The sequence below is a fragment of the Roseivirga seohaensis genome (assembly GCF_001592945.1).
In the GTDB taxonomy this organism is placed as follows: Bacteria; Bacteroidota; Bacteroidia; order Cytophagales; family Cyclobacteriaceae; genus Roseivirga; species Roseivirga seohaensis.
In genome coordinates, this window is record NZ_LRPB01000048.1 from 238222 (window position 1) to 256891 (window position 18670).

The following is an 18670-nucleotide window of genomic DNA, read 5'->3' on the forward strand; positions in this document are numbered from 1 at the left end:
AAAGTACTGGCTTTTAGCCATGAACGAACATTCGTTGCACTCGCCATTTCTTTATTCATTCTATACCAAAGTTGTTAAAAAAGACAATAAAATAGGCTTTGAGCCCATCGAAACCTTAAGAAAAAGCCTGCTTCAAAACGATGAAGAGATTTTAATAGAAGATTTGGGCGCGGGTTCTCGGGTCAGTAATTCCAATACGCGTAGAGTAAGTCAGATCGCTAAACATGCCTCTACTCCCGCCCAATTTTCAAGATTGCTCAATCGAATTATCACACATTTCGATTATCAAAACATTGTGGAATTGGGTACTTCATTAGGTTTGAATTCAGCCTATATGGCTTCTGCAAAAAAGGATGTTCAACTTTTTACTTTTGAGGGAAGTGCATCCATCGCCAATTTGGCCAAGCAAAACTTAAGTGAGCTAAACTGCACCAATTACCAATTGATCGAAGGGAATATTGACAACACTTTACCTCAATGGATTGAAAACACCCCTCAAATTGATTTGGCTTACATAGATGCCAACCACCGATATGAGCCTACTCTTCGTTATTTCGAATTACTCTTGCCTAAAATGACAACATCAGGCGTGATTATTTTAGACGACATTCATTGGTCTAAAGAAATGAATGATGCTTGGAAAGTCCTTAAAAAGCATCCTAAAGTCTCTCTTTCCATCGACCTATTTGAAGCAGGAATTATCTTTCTTCAACCTGATTTAATGAAAGAAAATTATATTCTGGAATTTTAAGCTTTGACCATCTTCACGAAAAGCTCATTGCCGCTTCTGGGTGGAATGGAATTATGTGCTTCTTCCATAATTTCAATCTTGAAATAAGGCGAGAAAATAGATTTGTATTCTTCTTCATTTCCACCAAAAGGAGGATGCGTTGTGTTGAGTGGAATCTTAAACATGAGGCCTACCAGCTTACCACCATTCACCAAAAGTTCATGCATTTTAGCCACATAATCCGTTCGCATAATGGGGTTGAGCGCACAAAAAAATGTCTGTTCAATAATCAAATCATATTGCGAGTGATGGTCAAAAAAGTTACCATGAATTAATTGCGAAGCAGGGAAATCAGGAATTCTAGATTGAAGATTCTGCAAAGGAGTTTTAGAAAGGTCAATCACCCAAACATTTTTAAACCCTTGACTCCATAAGTATTCTGCTTCATAGGCATTTCCCGCCCCGGGAATTAGAATCCTAATATCCTTATTACTTAGCTGATCAATATAATCTTTAATAGGTGTAGAAACATGGCCTATATCCCAGCCCACCTGATTATTCTCATACCTTTGTGTCCAGTAATTCTCATTTAAAGATTCAATCATGCCAGTCGTTTTTAATGGGTTGGCATATTTAAAAAAGATTTAAGTAATTCGCCCAATATTTAACCGAAAAGGCGTTTAAAATTTATTAACAGAGGTTCAGCGGAATGAGTGAAGTAGCAAAGAAGAAAGGCGGAAGCCCAGATAAAATTAGAATTATATTAATTGTAGCCCTCATTGTTATTGTAGCTGGGGCGGGCTTCAAAATTTACTCTGATAACGAAAGTAAAAACGCACTTCAAGCTGAATTTGAGGCTACAAAAATCACACTTACCACTAAACTAGACAGTATCAGCGGTCAGCTGAGCAACCGTATTTCTGAAATAGCCAAGTTGGGTGGAAATATAGATTCACTGGTAACCTTAAAAGACTCTATCACTGCACAACGTGATCAGCTGCAAAGAACAAGAGTAGCCAATAAAGCCATTATTCAGCGCTTGGATAGAAAAGTGGGAGGTTACGAAGAATTACTTTTAGCCAAAGATGACGAGATCGCAGCGTTGAAAGTAATCAACACCAAATTGGTAGAAGAAAACATTGATTTAAAAACCGAGAAAAACGAATTAAACAATACAATTCGTAAAGCCACAGAAACGCAACAAGAGCTAAAGCAGCAGATTTCTTTAGCAGCCAAACTTAAGGCAGAAAACGTAAAAGTCTTCAATATAAATTCTAGGGGAAAAGAGCGAGAAGGTGATTTCAGAGGCCGTCAGGCTGAAAAAATCAAGGTAACCTTCAACTTAGCAGACAACCCTGTAGCACCAGTTGCAGGCCATAAAATCATGATTCAGTTGGTTGACCCTGCTGGTAATGTGGTTTTTGATATTGCTAAAGGTTCTGGTTCATTTACTGTTGACGGACGTGAACAAACATTTACAGCGCGTCAGGAAATTCTTTTCGATAACTCAATGCAAGAATTGACCTTTATTTACGACAAAGGTTCTGAATTTGATGAAGGCGAATACAAAGTCATCATTCTTTCTGATACTTACGAAATAGGCAGAACTACTTTTAATGTAAGGTAGAACCTTAAAACTGATTCTACACTTAGACAAACCCTCCAAAAGTTGGGGCAATTATATTATCAGTAGTAAATAATTAATCTAAAGCGAAAAAGAGAACTTCTAGAGGGTTCTGCTAATGGCAGAATACTCAATAAATTGCCTAAACTATTTTATTAATTGGGTTCAGGTTAGAAGGTATTATAAAGTCAGTTTCGAAAACCATCACGGCATTTCCTTTAAGGATTACGCGATTCCCTTTTAATTCCGTTTGCATCTCGCCCGTTCTAGCGGAAGCTTGAAAAGCTTTAAAACTAGTTTTTCCAGTTTTATCAGCCCAATAAGGCGTTAGAATGGTGTGCATAAAACCAGTGACCGGATCTTCCTTGATGCCTAAATTCGGTGCAAAGTAACGACTGACAAAATCGTATTTACCTCCATCCGACAGCGCAGAAACAATCACCCCATTTTGGGCTTGTTTGGCAATAATAGCATCATCAGGATTCGCTGACAACACCGCTTGCTCCGACTCAAAAATCAGAATTAACTCCGCTGGATAATTGAGTACTTCTTGAATTGGAAAACCAAAAGCACTTTCGAGTTCAGTTTTATCAAAGCCTTCGGTAGTGGTGGCATAATTCGCAGGAAAATCCATGGTAATTAAACCGTTTGAATCTAATGAAGTAAACAACGAACCGCTTAAGGTTTTGAACTCAATAGTTTTGTCTTTTGGCCAGTGGCCGCCTTTCCAAAGCGCAAAAGCCGAAGCCAACGTGGCATGGCCGCAAAGCGGGACTTCGGTGGCTGGTGTAAACCATCGTAAATCGCAGTAATCTTCATTTATCTTTACAAAAGCAGTTTCAGATAAATTCATCTCTACCGCTATCTTTTGCATCGCTTCATCTGAAATCGCTTCATTCAAAATGGCCACAGCCGCTGGATTACCTTTAAAAACCTCTTTGGTAAAAGAATCTACTTGATAAATTTTCATACAACTTTCTGCTTTCTTTGTTTATATACCACATTCAAAACTACGCCTACCATCACCAAAGTCATACCCAAATAGGTCAGAAGGTTGAAAGTTTCTTCGAACAAAACGTAGCCAAAACCTAAGGCATAAATAATTCCGATAAAGTTAAGGTTGGCTACTTTAGAAAGTTCTTCCGACTGATAAGATTTAGTCATAAAATACTGTGCTAATTGAGTAAGCACACCAATGGCCAAAAGCACCACCCACTCAATTCCTACTGGCCAAACCCAGTGGAATGCAGAGTAAATTCCAACAATGGGAAGCGTAACCAGTGGAAAGTAAAATATGATTACCAAAGGATGTTCCGAAGTTTTTAGCTTCCGAATCATATTATAGGCAATTCCTGAAAAGAAGGCCGCCCCTACACCGAGCAAAGTCATTTCTGGCGAAACCCTTGGGTCAAAGCCTTTAATCATTAGAATTCCCGCAAAGGAAAGCCCAAAGAAAAGCCATTGTACCCAAGCCACTTTTTCTTTTACAATCCACATTCCTAGAATCGCAGTGAAAATTGGCCCTAGAAACATTAAAGTAACCGCACTTGCTAAGGGAATTTCCTGAAGTGTGGTGAAAAACATCATTAGTGCAAGTGCTCCAGCCAAGCCTCTAAACAGGAGTATTTTCTTGTTGTTTCCAAAAAGAGGAACTTTCTGTGATTTTAATGCGATACCCGACATTAAAAACGAAACAATTGAGCGAAACAAAATGATTTCAATTGCAGGTATATTGGGCACGTATTTAATGAGCACATTCATTACTGCAAAAATGAATGTTGACAAGAGCATGTATTTTACCCCTTTTGAAACCATGCTCGAAGTTGCGATATTCTCATTCGAAAAAATAATTATTCAAACATAAAGCATGGCATTAAAAATTGGTTCAAAAGCACCCGAAATAAAATTAAAAAGTACCTCAGGAAAAGTATTTGATTTAGAGGCAGACCTTAAAGGCAAGCCCTGCATTATTTATTTTTACCCAAAAGATTTTACCCCAGGCTGTACAGAAGAAGCATGCACCTTTCGCGATGCCTTTTCAGACTTTATTGGCTTAAATGTAACTGTTATTGGTGTGAGTAAAGATAGTATCACCAGTCATCAGAAATTTAAAGAAGAACATAAACTCCCTTTCGATTTACTTTCTGACCCAAAAGGGGAAGTTTGCAAATCATACGATGCACTTATCCCATTGATTAAAGTTCCGAAGCGGATTACCTACCTTTTAGATGCTGAACATAAGGTTGCTGCAGTGTATCAAGATATGTTCGGGGCAAAAAAGCATATTGAAATCATGCTTGAAAAGATGAAATCTGCCAATACATAGCTTTTTTTTGCGTTTGAATTATATCTTTATGGTTCTAAGCCTAAATCAAATTTTTAAAGAATGACTAAATCACGCTTTTTGTTATTGCTTTTTGTTATTGTTTCGAAGAGCATCATGGGTCAACAATACACCACTACAGGCGATTTTGATAGAATTTCAAAAGTCACTTTTGGCTTTGGCTTAAACACTTATTTTGGAGAGTTAAGTGCTTTAGCAACTGATACTAAAGTAAAAATGGGATTAAGCACTTCATTAGCTTACGAACACCTTTTCACTGATAACATTGCGCTTCGCGGAAGCTTATCGGTATATTCTATTAAAGGAGCAGACTCTCTTTCTGTTGAAACAGCAAGAGTTCAAAGAAACCTATCTTTTAAAGCCACCAACATAGAATTTACAGCTCAGGCTTTATACTATGCTTTTCGCCACCCCCATACAGGCTATAAAGACAGGGCTTTTGTAAATCCTTATTTTCATTTGGGTTTAGGGGTAACCACAAACAAGCCTAAAGCTACTTTAGCCGGAACCGACTACGAATTACGTCCGATGAGGCTTGAAGGTGTTGAATATGGTACATTGGCACTGGTAGTCCCAGTAGGTGTTGGAGTAAACATTTTCATCAATAGAAATATGGACCTGCAATTAGAGATGCAGTATACCGCAGCTTTAACAAAGTACTTAGACGATGTAAGCGCAAACTACAGAGACCCATCTTCTTTTGCTGACCCGATTGCTTCTCAGCTTTCTGACAGACGAGTAGAATTAGGTTTTGATCCAGCCGCAGCAGGCGATGCACGCGGGGAAGGTACTAATGATGCCTATTTGAGATTTGGATTCAGACTTGGGTATTACCTGCCTAGTTCATTATATGGTAAATCATCTATCCGCTGTAAAGTGGTAAAGAAAACTAGGTAATTCTCAGTTTACTATTACCCCATCTCTAATCTCGATCTTTCGATCAGTCATAGAGGCCAAGGATTGATTGTGCGTTACAATCACAAAGGTTTGGTTAAGCTCATCTCTAAGATCGAAAAACAAGCGATGCAACTCTTCAGCTGTTTTCGAATCTAAATTACCGCTGGGCTCATCGGCAAAAACAAGGCTAGGATCATTAATCAAGGACCTGGCTACTGCTACACGTTGTTGTTCACCACCAGAAAGTTCAGAAGGTTTATGATCTTTTCGGGACAAAAGACCAAGTTTAGTTAAAAGCTTTTCACCCTTTTTAAAAACTTCCTTTTCATTAGAATTAGAAAATAATGCTGGCAAACAAACATTTTCCAATGCAGTAAATTCAGGCAACAGGTTGTGAAACTGAAAAATGAAACCTATTTCTTTATTCCTGAAACTGGCCAATTGCTTAGGATTCATTCCTCCAACAGATTTTCCATTAATCAAAACCTTACCTGAATCTGCTAGATCTAAAGTTCCTAAAATGTGGAGTAAAGTGCTTTTACCAGCCCCTGATTCTCCTACAATCGACAGCAATTCTCCTTTTTGAACGGTCAAGTGAATGCCCTTGAGCACTTCTAAATCACCATATGACTTCCTTACACTTTCTGCCTTTAAAATCTCCATAGCTACTTATGAAACCAAACATAGTAAAATCATACGAATGATCGTGTAAAACTGAAAAGAACGCCACCTATTTTCCTTGTTATATTAAGGTCAAAGGTGTAGTTTCGTGCAAAAATTTTGACACATGAATATCCACGAATATCAAGCAAAAGAACTACTAAAAAAACATGGAGTAAAAATTCAGGAAGGCATTGTTGCTTCAACAGCTGACGAGGCGTTGGAGGCGGCAAAAAAACTGAATGCTGAAACAGGAACATCTTGGTACGTAGTAAAAGCTCAAATCCATGCTGGTGGTCGTGGAAAAGGCACTGTAAACGAAACCGGATCACGAGGCGTAGTTTTAGCAAAAAGTTTAGATGAAGTACCTACCAAGGCAGGCGCCATTTTAGATGGAACGCTTGTAACTCATCAAACTGGGCCTGAAGGAAAGAAAGTCAACAAAGTACTTATTGCGGAAGACGTGTACTACCCTGGTGATTCAGAGCCTAAGGAGTACTACATGGGAATCTTATTAGATAGAGCAAAGGGCTGCAATGTAATCATGGCTTCTACCGAAGGTGGAATGGACATTGAAGAAGTTGCTGAAAACAGCCCAGAGAAAATCATTAAAGAATGGATTGATCCAAAAGTTGGTCTTCAAGGTTTCCAAGCTAGAAAAGTAGCTTTCAAACTAGGCTTAGAAGGCAACGCATTTAAGGAAATGGTTAAATTCATTTTCTCTCTATACAAAGCATATGAGAGCTCTGATTCTTCAATGTTCGAAATCAATCCGGTTTTAAAGACTTCTGACAACAAGATACTTGCGGTTGATGCAAAGGTAAACTTAGACGACAATGCTTTAATGCGTCATCCAGACCTAATGGCATTGAGAGATGTTACTGAAGAAGACCCAGCAGAAGTAGAAGCAGGAAAGTTTGGCTTAAGCTATGTTAAATTAGATGGTAACGTTGGCTGTATGGTAAACGGTGCTGGTTTGGCTATGGCTACTATGGACATTATTAAGTTATCTGGCGGAGAACCAGCAAACTTTTTAGATGTTGGAGGGTCGGCTAATGCAGAAACTGTAGAAGCAGGTTTCAGAATTATTCTTCAGGATCCTAACGTAAAAGCGATTCTAATCAACATTTTTGGCGGTATCGTTCGTTGCGACAGAGTGGCCAATGGAGTTGTAGAAGCGTATAAGAAAATTGGAAATATTAACATTCCGATCATCGTTCGTTTGCAAGGAACAAATGCTGAAGAAGGAGCTAAAATCATTGATGAAAGTGGTTTAGCCGTGCATTCTGCAATTCTTTTAAAAGACGCTGCAACGAAAGTTCAAGAAGTATTAGCTTAAAAAGCTAGGCATCCGTAGCTCAACTGGATAGAGTACCAGATTTCGGCTCTGGGGGTTGAGGGTTCGACTCCTTCCGGGTGCACTTAAAAATCCTTCGGTATTTTACCGAAGGATTTTCTATTTATAAGAATATTACCTAGTTTTGTACAGCCTCACCGAAGTACGTTTAGTGTAACCACCACTTATTTAGTTAAATGTTTTTCAGTATATAGATTTACACACTTGTGTATTCGGAATGAAAAAAACGATATTTCTTCTTCTATTTATTTTCGTTGTGGTTGATGCTGTCAACGCTCAAAGCTTCTATTCCAGAAGACGAGACAGAAGCATGATGTTTTCCTTTGGCTTAGGTACGTCCACCTATCATGGTGATTTACACGATGTTTTGTACGATGGATTTACAGCCAGGCCGAATGCTGGAATTGGACTCAGGAAAAAATTTGGCTCGCAACTCAGCCTAAGACTTGATCTAAACTGGTATCAGATAGGTGGTTCAGATTCATTAAACCAAAAAATTAAAGATCGAGATAACAGGTTTGGTGGAACAGACACAAGAAGAAAGAGAAATCTATCATTTAGATCAAATAATCTCGAGTTGTCTGCAATGTTTGTTTTCAACTTAATTCCTGTAAACAATTCGTACACTAGAAGGCCACTAATCAACCCTTATATCTATGCAGGTTTAGGAGTGAGTAGCAATAACCCCAAAGCATTGTATGAAGGCGACTGGGTACCCTTAAGGCCACTACAGACAGAATTGACACCCTACTCAGGTAGAATTATGGTAGTTCCTGTTGGGTTAGGTGTAAGATTAAAAGCCAATGATGCCATAGATATTCTTTTAGAAGCTGGCTATAGGCACACCTTTACCGATTATCTAGATGACATTAGTAAAGAACATGTCGATCGAAGTGAGTTTGATGTGTTGTTTGGGGAAAATACAGAAAAGGCAGCGTTAGCTAAAGCGTTGTCCGATAGAAGTCCAGAAGGTGGGTTTTCAGTCAGTAAACCAGGTGATGACCGAGGTAATCCTCTAAAAAACGATGCTTATTATATTTTCCAAATCAGATTAGAAATGTATTTACCAGATAATTTCTTGTCACAACTCTTCTCTCCTTCTAGAAAGAAACCTAAGTTCAGATAATATCTACACAACAAATAGCAGACATAATAAAAGCGGCTCAATTCAAATGAATTGAGCCGCTTTTATGTTTAGGATTAGCACTAATCCTTAATCAAAAAAATGTATGATTGATTTGCTGTGAAGAGTTTTAACCCATTAAAAGCCTCTATGACAACGAAGGGTAAATAGAAAGGTCTAGAGTTTAAGATTGTTCGTTCCTATGCTCTTGAACGAATGATAGAAAATAAAAGTTAAAATCAATCCATTGAACTAAATAAGTGACCCTTTTAAGATGTTACTCTAGGTAGCTCCTGCTTCTTGATTTCAACTTAAAAGAACAATTAACGATCAAGCATTGTGAATTTAGATTCCTTGCTTCTATACTCTTGAATAAGAGACTTTAATACCTTCACCATTTTCATATCTATATCATCACCACTGCTAGGTGACGAATAAATTAGATCTTCTAAATCAGAGTAATGTGATTTAACCTTAGAAAAATCAAGAGACCTTACTTTGGCGATCATAATTTTTGGGTGATGGGTACTCATTGTATTTTCTTTATCATCCAAAAGCTCCTCATACAGCTTTTCGCCAGGCCTTAATCCAGAAAAAACAATGTCAATATCTTTCCCTTCCTTTAACCCTGAGAGTTGAATCATCCTTTTTGCTAAGTCAACAATTTTTATTGACTTACCCATGTCAAAAACGAAAATTTCACCACCATTACCCATTACTCCAGCCTCCAATACGAGACTACAAGCTTCAGGTATGGTCATAAAATATCGCGTGATGTCGGGATGAGTTACGGTAATCGGCCCCCCTTTTTGTATCTGTTTTTTAAAAATAGGAATAACCGAACCATTGGAGCCTAACACATTACCAAACCTTGTAGTGATAAATCGGGTAGGACTATCTGCCTCAATTTCAGAAAGAAGATTATTTAAGGATTGCACATATATTTCAGCCGCTCGCTTAGTAGCCCCCATTACACTTGTAGGGTTTACCGCCTTATCCGTTGAAATCATCACAAACTTTCGGACGTCATATTCCACTGATAAATCGGCCAAATTTCTAGTACCCAATAAATTACATTCAATTGCCTCAGGAACATTAATTTCCATCATAGGCACATGCTTATATGCAGCAGCATGAAATACGAACTCAGGCTTATACTGACTAAACAATCGCCTAACGCGCTCTCGATTGGTAACATCAGCCACATAGCAAACGAGCGATTCACCCAATGACCTTAACTCTCTAATCTCATTTTCAATTTCAAAAAGCCCCGACTCAGACTGATCTAATAAAATAAGCTTAGCAGGGTTGTAGCGAACAATTTGCCTAACCAATTCTGAACCAATAGAACCTGCCGCACCAGTAATCAAAATACTTCTTCCCGATAATTCCTGATTTACAAACTTATTCTTTAAACTAATCGGGTTTCTTCCTAGAAGGTCTTCAATCTTCACTTCATGAATTTGATCAATACCAAACTCTCCTCCTATCCATTGATCTGCTGAAGGAACAGTTGACACTTTAATCCCAAACTCTAAGCATTGATCTACAAGCTCATTTTTCCTGTCTAGTGACATGCTTGTTGTAGCAATGATTAATTCACTAGGGTTATTTTTAATCACCACTTTTTCAAAATCGTTTCGTGCAGAGTAGATACGCACACCACTCAGTACATTACCAATTTTTCTTGGGTTATCCTCCAAAAAGCCAATGACTTTAACATTAGTTGAAGTATCATTATCTAACAATTGTTTGGTAATCATACCCGACTGGCCAGCACCGAAAATAACAATCTTCTTACTGACCTTAGGAATCGTTCTGTAAAACGAAAACAGCTCTTTTACGAGAAGCCGATAACTCGTGAGCGCCACAACGGAGACAAAAAAAGCAATTGCCGCAATGGAATATGGAATGGCATTTTCCGAAATGGAGTTAATTCCCAGAGCAATTGCTAAGGTTAATAAGCTGGCATACAGCACTCTCAGTGTATCTTGTATACCTGTGTATCGAATGATGCCTGCAAAGCTCCTAGTGACTAGAGAACTAATTAGACCTGCAAGGGTGAAAATAATTATACCTTGTAAAAAATTATAGGCATATAGACTCTCAACATTAAAGTTAAGGCGAAGCAAATACCCCACTAAGGCTGCCAATGAATAAATGACTAAGTCAATTAAAACAATTATCCACCTCGGTAAAACGTTTAATGTGCTAATGCTTCTTTTCATGATTTAGCAATGAAGCCTTTAATTGCTACTACTACTCTTTCTAATTCAGCTGTAGTTAGGTTCGAACCTGAAGGAAGACACAAGCCCTTAGTAAATAACTCATCACTGACTCCATTGCCGTAATAAGCACAATCTTTATAAAGCGGTTGTAAATGCATTGGCTTCCAAAGTGGCCTAGTCTCTATATTACTCTTCCATAACTCCAGCCTTACGTCCTCACGGTCTACTCCAAATAGCTCTGGCTCAATTTTGACTGAAGTTAACCAATAATTAGAGAAATCTTTAGCACTCATTTCAGATTGAAAACTAATACCTTCAAAACTTAAATGTTCTCGATAAAAGGCATTTACCGCACGTCTCTTTGATACATGACTATCTAATACTTCTAACTGTCCTCGTCCTACACCTGCCAAAATATTCGACATTCTGTAATTATAGCCCAATTCGGTATGTTCATAATGTGGGGCTTCATTACGTGCCTGAGTAGCCAGAAAGCGAGATTTCTCAATCCATTGGGTATTATTACTCACCAAAGCTCCTCCGCCTGAGGTCGTAATAATTTTATTTCCATTGAAAGACAAGATACCCATGTCACCAAAAGTTCCTGCCTTTCTTCCATCAATAGTTGAACCTAGTGCCTCAGCGGCATCTTCAATTAAAGGGATTTTATGGCGATTACATACCTCTACAATCTGCTCCATTTTAGCAGGCATTCCGTAGAGGTGAACCATAATCACCGCTTTAGGCTTTCTTCCCTTTTTAATTCTATCCAAAATTGCTTCTTCAAGCAATACAGGGTCAAGGTTCCAAGTATCATGCTCGCTATCCACTAAAACAGGGGTAGCTCCTAAGTAGAGTATTGGGTTTGTGGTACCACAAAAAGTAAAACTTTGAGCAATTACTTCATCTCCGGCTTTAACTCCTAAAAGTATTAGAGCTAGGTGAATGGCTGCCGTTCCGCTTGAGAGAGCTGCTACATGCCTTACACCTAAATATTCTCCCAATTCTTTCTCAAAGTGATCGACATTAGGACCCAATGGAGCAATCCAATTGGTATCAAAGGCCTCCTTTACATATTTCAGCTCATTACCTCCCATATGAGGAGAAGAGAGCCAGATTCTATCTTCAGTCATTTGTGTATTTGATTATTTTTCCAGGATTCCCAACAACAACTGCAAAATCTGGTATATCTCTTATTATCACAGCTCCTGCCCCTATAACAGCCCATTTTCCAATTTTGATATTAGGACTAACCACAGCACCAGCACCTATTTGAGTTCCCTCTCCTACATGAACAGTTCCACAAAGCGTGGCATTTGGGCTAATATGTACATAATCTTCGATTATACAATCATGATCAATTGATGAGGAGGTGTTTATTATTACGTGTTTACCCACTTGTGTATCTCTATTGATAACTACTCCAGCCATAATCACGGTACCTTCTAATGTTGTAACAGTAGTATCCAAAATAGAAGCTGGATGTATGAGTATTTCAAACCGGCATTTTAACCATTCAGATATCTCTCTCCTAACTCGATTATCACCTATGGAAATTACCATTGAGTTTTCATTCAAAAGAATTTGATTCCTACCAAAAACAGGTAAATCGCAAAATTTTTGTATCTTTCGATTATCATCAATAAGAAAGTCAACTTTATAACCTAATAAATTGGCTATATTCATAATTACTTTCGCATGACCTGATGCTCCAAAAAGTACCATTTAATTACCCTTAAATTTCTCCATAGTTGCAGTCCCTTCTCCACTAATGCCTTCTGAGACCAGCACTTTTTTAATTGTCAAAAATAGAATTTTTAGGTCTAGCTTAAAAGACAAGTGGTCTACATACCAAACATCCATTTCGAACTTACTTTTCCAATCTACCGTATTTCTTCCATTTACTTGAGCCCATCCAGTAATTCCTGGTCGAATATCATGTCTACATTGTTGTTCTCTGGAATACAAAGGTAAATATTCGACTAAAAGTGGTCTAGGCCCAATTAACGACATATCTCCTTTCAGCACATTAATCATTTGAGGTAGTTCATCAATCGAAAATTTTCTTACAAATGCGCCTATGCGAGTTAATCTCTTTTCATCTGGCAGTAAAGCTCCATTTGCATCCCTTTTATCGTTCATGGTTTTAAACTTAACGATTCTGAAGATTTCCTCATTTTTACCCGGCCTTGACTGAAAGAAAAAAGGCTTCCCTCCATTGGCGAATAAGAGCGCTAATGCGGTAAGAAGTATTATCGGGCTTGCCAAAACAAGGACAAGCAGTGATACTATAAAATCAAAAACACGTTTGAAATACTTAGCGTACATGTTTAGCTATTTGCTCAAGATACTCTGAATGTAAAGCTTCCCAAAGTGATTTTTGATCGTATCGGTTTACAATCATATCTCTTGCGTTGAGTTTTAATGTATCCATCATCGGCTTATCAGTCAACAGTCGCATGATGGCCGAAGTTAAAGCTTCAGCATTTTTTGGAGGAACAATCAATCCATTTTTTTCATGCACTATTATTTCATTGCAGCCATTAATGTCGGTTACAATAGACGGTAAACCCATTGCTCCCGCTTGCATAGGTACATTAGGAAACCCTTCTCTATAGCTAGGAAACACTAAAAAATCACTAGCCAATAAGTATGCTCTAATATCATTTTGAAAGCCTACCGAATGTATACTGGGATTACTATTTATTTCCTCTATTGTGCTGGGCGCTAAAGGGTCTAGTTCTGGTTCAAATGGCCCAACCAATATCAGTTCAAGATTGTCGAACTGCTTGAAAGCATCAATTAGTTCATTAATGCCTTTATCTCCCGTAACTCTTCCCACAAAGACCGCCACATGCTTACTGGAGGAAATCCCAAGTTTGAGCCTGATTTGCTCTGCTCTTTCAACCAACATAGGTCTAGATTGAAAATGCTTACAATTAATCCCATTACTACTGCCATTCCCTATTACTTTGATCTTTTTCTCATTAGCGTAAATGTACTGAAGTATAAAATCTTTTTGTGCAAAAGAATTTGGATACACCTTGGTTGCACAACTGTAAGTGAGACGTTCAACCCAAACCAAAATCTTTCTTTTGAAGCCTCTTGCTTCCATCAAAGGAAGTCCCGCCACAGTATGCATCCGAACTGGTACTCTACAAAACCATGCCGCCATCATCCCTATTAAACCAGCTTTGGGCGTATGAGTATGAACAATATCGAAAGAATTAGCTCTCAAAAATCGGATTAACTGAAAAAGTGCCTGTAAGTCTTTGAGAGGAGAAATATCTCGCGTAAACAAAAAATCGTGATGCTTGACATTTTCTTCTTGAATTATAGATTCAACTTCTAGCCCATTTGCAGACCCCACTTCAACTTGAAAACCTTTGCTTTGAAAGTAAGCAAACTGGCCTTTCAAAAGAAGTGATAGAGACATCGGAACGGTTGTGAGCCGGAGTAACCTAATGGGTTTGTTATTCTGAACTTTCATCACACCACTCAAGAAGCATTTTGACTAAGTACAGTTGATTGTTTAAACAGTTTCTCTTGTCGCTCTTTTTCTCTCTTCTTCATTAGGTACATTTGCATTAGTTTCATCTTATTTCGCTCAGCTCTAATAATAGGAAACATCATTAACGCCACCCAAAAAACAGTAAATCGCAAACCCATATGTGTTACACCATAGGCAAAAAGCGGAAGCGAATACACCAAATAAAACCAAGGAAGTTTTTTTAGTAAAGAGAAAATAAACATTATAAATAAGACTGTACCAGGTATGCCGTAGCAAAAAACTATTGTACCAAAGGATGAATGAATTTCATGGTTTTCAATAAAAGTGTCAAAGCGGTTATAGCCCCCCTCTCCTGCACCAAAAACTAAGTATTCAGGGTGGTTGGAAATTCGGTCGTAGCCTCGGTACTGCCATTCTGTAATTTCTTCGGGTCTATCTGCTTCATTTATATTTCTAGTCTCTAAATTCTGTTGAAATCTTTTTCCAAATTCAGATTGCGTTAAACCAAAAAAACCAAAACCTCCAACTACCACTATAGCCAGTATATTTCTAATTGAGAAAATTTTATTAGCAATTAAATAGGCTCCAAATAGAATTGCCATAGCACCCAAGGCCGCCTTCGAAACACTAACTAGTGCTAGGTAACTAAAAAGAAAAAAACTTAAATACACCCAAATTTTAGGGATTTTAATCATAGTTTCTAGCACCAACACAATGGCCAAACCACAAAGCGAATAATAGCCTAATTGATTGGGGTTGGTGAAAAACAAGGCACCTCTAACACCTTCGCCTCCAGTATCTAAAACGAATGAGAGTCCTATTTGAAGCGCTGCAGCAATTAGACAACTATAAACTGATGTGTATAGAAAATTCTTTCCATATTGCTTATAAAGTGACAATGCAAAGCCCATCACTAACAAATTATAAAAATAGAATGCACTAAATACAAACCATGGTAAGCCCTTGTTTGCTTCCCCCAATAGCGAGATAAACACACCGAAATTGACCACTGTGAGGTAAACACAAAATCTTAAGAACCTTGTAAAAGGCTCTTTTACGAACCCCTGAAGCTTGAACTTTCGGGCCATAATATACAACCCTATCACTACGACTATTAAAATATCAGATGGCTGCGCACTTCCTGCTGGAAAAAAGTAAAAGGGAAAAGCAATTAAATAAATAGCCCACGCCCTCAGCCAGCCTTTTGCTCCTAATGTATGTTTGAAAATAGCTAACATTATTCTGTTAAAACGGAAGTAATCCTTTGGGCTGCATTCCCTATGGCAATGTGTTCGTAAAAATAGGAAATTTCAGCTTGTGCTCCGAAAAGAACGGACAAATCAAAGCCTCCTTCAACTGGGATTTTTAAAACATCAGCGCTTTCATGATAATCGAAAACATATCCATAATTAGGGATTTCCAATTGCGCAATTTTTCTTTTGGCACCCAAAAGCTCTAAACCTACAGTAGATGCCATAATTACTCCTGCATCCACAGCCAAAATGGCTTCTACAATGAATTCTGGTAATTCAATTGTAGGAAAATACTTATTGGCAACGATTAGATACTCTTGAACATCTTCCCGTGGGTGACATTTAATACCTAACTGAATATTCATACGCTTTAATTGCGGAGTAGCTCGCATCACAAATTGCTCAAATAACTCTAGCTTAGCTTGAGGGCTACAAAAACCTTGATCATCAATGGGGTTGGTAAAGATTCCTAGAACTTTTTGATTACTATCTCTTATTAAACGCGGTTCGATATCTGCCAGAAATTTATTAAACCTTGGTGACCCTGTAACGACTACCTCCGTGTTTTGAGTTGCAATGGGTCGAAAATGTTTAGCGGAGCGTTCGCCCCAAGCCATCACTTTTACGGCTCCGTTCCCCCCATATTTCACCTCAGCTTCGTTGGGTAAAGGGAATCTAATCCCTTCCTGCATCAAATAAAAGGGAATTGATTTACGCTTAAGCCATTTGCAAATTTCGTCACCTGGAAAAGCCGCGTCATTCATGAGCAAGACTTTGTCAAAACCAGCAAACGATTTCTTTATAAAAGTTTTCAATTTAAGCACCCAAAAAGCTTTTCTGACCAAAGACCGTAACAAAGAGTCGCTATTACCAAGCGCTTTTTTTCCCGAACTCGGCTTCAGGTTTTCAGAAAGGTTGCCAAATTTAATATAGTCTATTCCTTCACTTTTAAGGATATCTTCTGGACTCGCCATTCTTCTAAGCTCACAAAGCGAAACATAAGTTACCTGATGTCCTTTTGCCTTAATTTGTTTCGCAGCATCAATTGTGAGTTCCAAATGGTGATTTGGATTGGTGATAAGTATGGCTAGTTTCATTTGTCTAGAAAATCAAAATACGACTGCACTCCATTCTCTTCTGTATATGATTGTACTGCCTTTGGTGCGGCTATAGAAAACTTGGATCTCAAATCATGGTTTTCTAATAAGTGGAGAACCCTTTCGCTCATGGCAGTATCATCTCCCACATTCACCAAATACCCATTTTTGCCATCAGTAATCAGCTCATTGGGTCCGGTTGGGCAATCTGTAGACACACAGGGGGCACCGCAGGCTAGCGCTTGCACCAGCGTTCCAGGCATTCCTTCGTGTCGTGAACTCAAAACATAAATATCAGCAGTAGCCATATATTTAAAAGGGTTCTTATCGAAACCTGCAAAACACACCTTATCGTCTAATTGCATTTCTGAAACCATAGCCCGATAATGGCTTTCCAACGGCCCCTTGCCCAAAATAAATAGGCCAACATTGTTATTTACTCGAGTCACCTTTTGAAATGCTTTCAGAAGTGTATCGTAATCCTTCTGCCACTCAAAACGACCTGCTGCTAATATGATTTGGTCAAATTGATTAAAGAATGGATGATCAACTCTTTCTTTAGCACCCTCCAACAATGTCGTATTCACAATTGGATTATGTACTACTCGAATACGTGATGACGGTACGCCAAGAATATCTTTGCACTCTTTGGCCACTCCTTTTGATACCGCAGTTACCCAAGTGGCTTTTTTGTAAAGAAAAGCTTTGATAAAAATCATCAACCTTCTTTTAGCCTTGCTCTTTTTAGGTGGAAAAAGAATATTCCTTTCCGAAACCACAGTGACTCCTTTGTATCCACTGAGCCAAGCGGCCAACATCATCGGCATAGAAGCGCCTCCACAGGTAGAGTAAACTACATCATAATCACTTTCTGAAATCAACTTTTTCAGTGGCTTCCACATGGGCCAAAGTGAGCTAGATTTAAGGTCGAAGAGCTGGACATCCTTAGGGATTTGGTCGATAAACTCTCCTTCTGCCCGCATCAGGGCTAAATCACATTGAAACTTTTCTCTATCAAAGGCTTGAAGCAAGTTTACCGTTACCCTGTCGGCTCCGCCATAGCCCAAAGTAGGCCTTACAAAAAGTATCTTTAACCGTTTTGACATGCGTAATTATTGAACTTGAGAGAAATCGCTAGCGCCATACTTATAGGTAACTTTCTCCCAATAATCGGAAAGCTCTGGAGTTAATCGAGCAAAGAAATCCATATCGATTTGTGCTGCGGCTTGATGATCGGTGCTGGCATCACCAAAAAAGAGGCAGTCTTTTGGTTGAAGACCCTTTCTCTCCATCACTTCTAATGCAATCTCAGCTTTCTTTCTTGGGCTTCCATATACTTCATCAAAGAACGGACTTAGTTTGCGATTGATCACAATACCTCTTAACTCTTCTTGTGGGGTTCCAGAAGCCACCACACAATAGATATTTTGTTGTCTAATAAAGGTGATCAATTCTCTAAATCCAGGAACAAAGGGTGCTGACAATACTTTAGCTTTTACTAATTCAGAGAAACGTTTACCCAGTTCCTCTCCCATTTCTTGGGTATGCTCTTGATTTAAAAGGTTTTCAGAAATCCATTTGAATTTTTCATACCTGGCCACGCCCTGATGGGCCAAATGATGTGCTTTAACTTGTTCTTCAAACCCTGTGCCTGCATAAAGCTCAACAAAAGCATCGGTTTTAATATCCCCTGACTCTAACACCACTCCGTCAAAATCGAAGAACATACATTTGTACTTTACTAAATCGGTATATGAAATTGGTTTTTGAATCATTTTTGGTTTTGTTTCTTATTCTTATTGACCTCACTTCACCGTCATTCTGAGGGAATTCACTTGTGGATACA

19 protein-coding genes and 1 tRNA gene are annotated in these 18670 nt (G+C 38.4%); 7 read left to right on the forward strand and 13 right to left on the reverse strand.

What is annotated here, in order from left to right; translation table 11 throughout:
* Positions 1-19: 19 nt before the first annotated feature.
* Positions 20-751, forward strand: coding sequence for an O-methyltransferase (locus AWW67_RS15620; protein WP_062302872.1), 732 nt, complete (start codon positions 20-22; stop codon positions 749-751).
* Here the strand turns inward: AWW67_RS15620 and AWW67_RS15625 are convergent.
* Entirely contained in the window at positions 748-1335 is a 588-nt protein-coding gene (locus AWW67_RS15625) for a methyltransferase domain-containing protein (RefSeq protein ID WP_062302874.1), read from the reverse strand. The two genes, AWW67_RS15620 and AWW67_RS15625, sit on opposite strands and share 4 nt — an antisense overlap.
* A 104-nt stretch (positions 1336-1439) precedes the next feature.
* Here AWW67_RS15625 and AWW67_RS15630 point away from each other — a divergent pair, with 104 nt between their 5' ends.
* Positions 1440-2357 carry a DUF8428 domain-containing protein gene (locus tag AWW67_RS15630; protein ID WP_062302875.1) on the forward strand — a complete coding sequence of 306 codons (918 nt, stop codon included), beginning with the start codon at positions 1440-1442 and terminating at the stop codon, positions 2355-2357.
* 139 nt (positions 2358-2496) lie between these two features.
* On the opposite strand, the gene AWW67_RS15635 is transcribed toward AWW67_RS15630, so the two are convergent.
* Positions 2497-3324 carry a PhzF family protein gene (locus tag AWW67_RS15635; protein WP_062302877.1) on the reverse strand — a complete coding sequence of 276 codons (828 nt, stop codon included), beginning with the start codon at positions 3322-3324 and terminating at the stop codon, positions 2497-2499.
* Positions 3321-4169 carry a DMT family transporter gene (locus tag AWW67_RS15640; RefSeq protein WP_062302878.1) on the reverse strand — a complete coding sequence of 283 codons (849 nt, stop codon included), beginning with the start codon at positions 4167-4169 and terminating at the stop codon, positions 3321-3323. Before AWW67_RS15640 ends, AWW67_RS15635 begins: the two co-directional genes overlap by 4 nt.
* A 52-nt stretch (positions 4170-4221) precedes the next feature.
* Here AWW67_RS15640 and AWW67_RS15645 point away from each other — a divergent pair, with 52 nt between their 5' ends.
* Positions 4222-4680 (forward strand): peroxiredoxin, encoded by a 459-nt coding sequence (locus AWW67_RS15645; protein ID WP_062302879.1) that lies wholly within the window; start codon positions 4222-4224, stop codon positions 4678-4680.
* A 60-nt stretch (positions 4681-4740) separates the two neighbouring features.
* The gene (locus AWW67_RS15650) at positions 4741-5595 is read left to right on the forward strand and encodes an outer membrane beta-barrel protein (protein ID WP_062302881.1); all 855 of its coding nucleotides are present in this window, start codon (positions 4741-4743) and stop codon (positions 5593-5595) included.
* Between the two features lie 3 nt (positions 5596-5598).
* Here the strand turns inward: AWW67_RS15650 and AWW67_RS15655 are convergent, their stop codons facing one another.
* Positions 5599-6258: an ABC transporter ATP-binding protein gene (locus AWW67_RS15655; RefSeq protein ID WP_221405274.1), complete on the reverse strand. Its 660-nt coding sequence runs from the start codon at positions 6256-6258 to the stop codon at positions 5599-5601.
* A gap of 124 nt (positions 6259-6382) precedes the next feature.
* Here AWW67_RS15655 and sucC point away from each other — a divergent pair, with 124 nt between their 5' ends.
* The 3 genes from sucC (at position 6383) to AWW67_RS15670 (ending at position 8738) form a co-directional block, all read left to right on the forward strand.
* Positions 6383-7594 (forward strand): ADP-forming succinate--CoA ligase subunit beta, encoded by a 1212-nt coding sequence (gene sucC / locus AWW67_RS15660; protein ID WP_053223240.1) that lies wholly within the window; start codon positions 6383-6385, stop codon positions 7592-7594.
* A gap of 8 nt (positions 7595-7602) precedes the next feature.
* A tRNA-Arg gene (locus tag AWW67_RS15665) sits at positions 7603-7676 on the forward strand.
* A gap of 153 nt (positions 7677-7829) precedes the next feature.
* Positions 7830-8738 (forward strand): DUF6089 family protein, encoded by a 909-nt coding sequence (locus tag AWW67_RS15670; protein ID WP_062302882.1) that lies wholly within the window; start codon positions 7830-7832, stop codon positions 8736-8738.
* Between the two features lie 320 nt (positions 8739-9058).
* Here the strand turns inward: AWW67_RS15670 and AWW67_RS15675 are convergent, their stop codons facing one another.
* From AWW67_RS15675 to AWW67_RS15715, 9 genes are all read right to left on the reverse strand, one after another.
* Positions 9059-10963 carry a polysaccharide biosynthesis protein gene (locus AWW67_RS15675; RefSeq protein ID WP_062302884.1) on the reverse strand — a complete coding sequence of 635 codons (1905 nt, stop codon included), beginning with the start codon at positions 10961-10963 and terminating at the stop codon, positions 9059-9061.
* A complete protein-coding gene (locus AWW67_RS15680; protein ID WP_062302885.1) occupies positions 10960-12096 on the reverse strand; it encodes a DegT/DnrJ/EryC1/StrS family aminotransferase in 1137 nt (378 codons plus the stop codon). Before AWW67_RS15680 ends, AWW67_RS15675 begins: the two co-directional genes overlap by 4 nt.
* On the reverse strand, positions 12089-12688 hold the full coding sequence (locus AWW67_RS15685) for an acetyltransferase (protein ID WP_062302887.1): 600 nt from the start codon (positions 12686-12688) through the stop codon (positions 12089-12091). The genes AWW67_RS15680 and AWW67_RS15685 overlap by 8 nt, the downstream gene beginning before the upstream one ends.
* Positions 12689-13291 carry a sugar transferase gene (locus tag AWW67_RS15690; RefSeq protein WP_062302889.1) on the reverse strand — a complete coding sequence of 201 codons (603 nt, stop codon included), beginning with the start codon at positions 13289-13291 and terminating at the stop codon, positions 12689-12691.
* Positions 13281-14399, reverse strand: coding sequence for a glycosyltransferase family 4 protein (locus tag AWW67_RS15695; RefSeq protein ID WP_062302890.1), 1119 nt, complete (start codon positions 14397-14399; stop codon positions 13281-13283). Before AWW67_RS15695 ends, AWW67_RS15690 begins: the two co-directional genes overlap by 11 nt.
* A 62-nt stretch (positions 14400-14461) precedes the next feature.
* Positions 14462-15712, reverse strand: a complete 1251-nt coding sequence (locus AWW67_RS15700) for an O-antigen ligase family protein (RefSeq protein WP_062302892.1) — start codon at positions 15710-15712, stop codon at positions 14462-14464.
* Positions 15712-16824 carry a hypothetical protein gene (locus AWW67_RS15705; RefSeq protein WP_062302893.1) on the reverse strand — a complete coding sequence of 371 codons (1113 nt, stop codon included), beginning with the start codon at positions 16822-16824 and terminating at the stop codon, positions 15712-15714. Before AWW67_RS15705 ends, AWW67_RS15700 begins: the two co-directional genes overlap by 1 nt.
* Positions 16821-17930, reverse strand: a complete 1110-nt coding sequence (locus AWW67_RS15710; protein ID WP_062302894.1) for a glycosyltransferase — start codon at positions 17928-17930, stop codon at positions 16821-16823. Before AWW67_RS15710 ends, AWW67_RS15705 begins: the two co-directional genes overlap by 4 nt.
* Before the next feature lie 6 nt (positions 17931-17936).
* Positions 17937-18599 carry an HAD family hydrolase gene (locus AWW67_RS15715; protein ID WP_071387157.1) on the reverse strand — a complete coding sequence of 221 codons (663 nt, stop codon included), beginning with the start codon at positions 18597-18599 and terminating at the stop codon, positions 17937-17939.
* Positions 18600-18670: the final 71 nt, after the last annotated feature.